Origin of the sequence: Zhongshania sp. (assembly GCF_041623545.1) — a bacterium.
Lineage (GTDB): Bacteria > Pseudomonadota > Gammaproteobacteria > Pseudomonadales > Spongiibacteraceae > Spongiibacter.
Genome location: NZ_JBFJWS010000412.1, coordinates 1 through 2,219, shown reverse-complemented (window position 1 = coordinate 2,219; position 2,219 = coordinate 1). Strand labels below are relative to the sequence as shown.

Genomic DNA, 2,219 nt, shown 5'->3' with positions numbered 1-2,219 from the left:
GATCCGGGCCCAGCTTGCTACAACAAAGGCGGCCGCAAAGCCACGGTAACTGACGCCAATGTGGTACTTGGCCGCCTGCCTGCCAGCGCCAAGCTCGGCGGTTCAATGCCGCTCAATATTGAAGCCGCCCGCAGCGCAGTGGCAACGCTTGCCGAGCAGTTGGGACTGAGCATTGAGCAAGCCGCCGCGGGTATTATCGCCATAGCCAATGAACATATGATCCGAGCGTTGCGGGTAATCTCAGTACAGCGCGGCTACGACCCCGCCGAGTTCAGCCTCTGCTGCTTTGGCGGCGCTGGAGGTTTACACGTCTGCGCTTTAGCCGAGGCTTTAGGCTGCACAGAGATCATTGTGCCCAATTACGGCGGGGTATTTTCTGCACTGGGAATGCTGCTAGCCCCCAAGGAACGGCAATTATCCCGCACCCTTAATACCCAACTTGCGTCCGTACACACCGATGAGGTTTTACAGCAACTGCAAAACCTAGCGCGCACTGGACGTACTGAGTTAAGAATTGAAGGTGTTGAAGACGCAGACATCACTGAGCACCCCAGTGTCGACCTCTGCTATAGCGGCCAGTCCTATACCTTGAGCTTGCCATGGCAGGAGTCCCTCGCAGACCTCAATGAGGCCTTTCACGCGGCCCACGAGCAGCGCTATGGCCACCGCCTTGCCTTGCCAGTGCAGTTAATTAATATTCGCCAAGCCCTGCGCGCCGCGACATCGATTCCGCCACTGCCGAGCTTATCGGCTCGAGATGACGGTCCCGCGGTAGACCAATGCCCCGTATTTATCGACGACAAATTCCTGGAGGCGCCCCGCTATTTACGTGACGAGCTCGCCAGCGGGCAATCAATATTGGGACCGGCACTTATAAGTGAATCCGTCGCCACAACGTGGCTGGCCGAGGGCTGGCAGGCGAACGTCGATACCCAAGGTCACTTGATAATTCATTACCGAAGATAGCGCGCCGCTGATGCCCTAGCCCAAACATGACAGCGGCCAGCGAATACGGCTACAGTAGGCATACTTGTTCTATAAGCGTGAAACAGGCCCCGTATGACGGAAAAATCGATCAGCCACCCTCTATTTGACCGCGGCATTAGTCACGCCGGTCTAAAAGAGGTACGCGATCGGTTTGCCAAACTGAATCAAGAGCGGCTGCTGCGCACCCGCACTGCGCTGTTGCCGCGCCAGCAAATATTTCTCGATTTACTGCCCCTGTTAATTCACATCAATCACCCTATTCTCCCCGGTTATAAAAGCACCAACACGCCCTGTGGTATCGACGGTTATACCCCGGACCAATTAACCCTAGAGCGAGTGCGCAGCAATATTGCCCGCAGCGTGCAATACCGCCAAGAGGAGCAAGCACCGCCGCTTATACACAGCGTTTTTTTGATGGGTTCTTGTGGCACCGTGGCCCAAGCCGAAGACTCAGACCTTGATGTCTGGCTCTGCCATCACAGCGATATCGACGAGCTCGGCCTCCAGCGTTTGTACAATAAGGCCGCCGCTATTTCCGACTGGGCACGCAGCTTAGGTTTAGATATCCATTTTTTCTTAATGGACAGCGAGCAGTTTCGCCGCGGTCAGCGCGACCGAATTAGCGCCGAAGCGGCCGGCACCAGTCAACACTACTTACTACTCGACGAATTTTACCGAAGTGCCTTACTCGTCGCTGGCCGCTACCCCCTGTGGTGGCTAGTGCCCCCCAGCGAAGAGGTCAATTACCAGGAGTACACCGCCTTATTGCACGCCCAGGGCTTTGTTGGCCCCGACGAGTCAATTGATTTTGGTGGGGTTTCCGATATTCCCGCCGGTGAATTTATCGGTGCCGGCGTGTGGCAGCTCTACAAAGCCATTAGCTCACCCTATAAAGCCGCGTTAAAACTCCTGTTAACCGAAGCCTACGCCAGAGATTTCCCCAATGTCGTCCCGCTGTGCATTGACCTTAAAGAAGCGATTTACCGTGGCGAGGTGTGCAGCGACGACTTCGACCCCTATATCATGGTGTACCGACGCTTGGCCGATTATTTACGTTCCCGCAGCGAGTTTGATCGCCTCGAGCTGGTTCGTCGCGCCTTTTATTTTAAGGTAGGGATTCGCCTATCGCAGACCGCTGGCAGTGCAGCCCCGTGGCGGCGAAAATTATTAGAACGCTTAATTGCCGAGTGGCAGTGGCCGCCAGAACAGCTACTGAATTTAGATACCCGCAG

2 protein-coding genes are annotated in these 2,219 nt (G+C 55.6%); both read left to right on the top strand.

The window, feature by feature from the left end; all coding sequences use genetic code 11:
- Positions 1-966 (top strand): hydantoinase/oxoprolinase family protein (locus ABYT30_RS18635; protein ID WP_373098018.1); only part of this gene is annotated, 966 nt, incomplete at its 5' end.
- Between the two features lie 93 nt (positions 967-1,059).
- The coding region (locus ABYT30_RS18630) for a class I adenylate cyclase (protein ID WP_373098017.1) at positions 1,060-2,219 on the top strand (1,160 nt) is incomplete at its 3' end.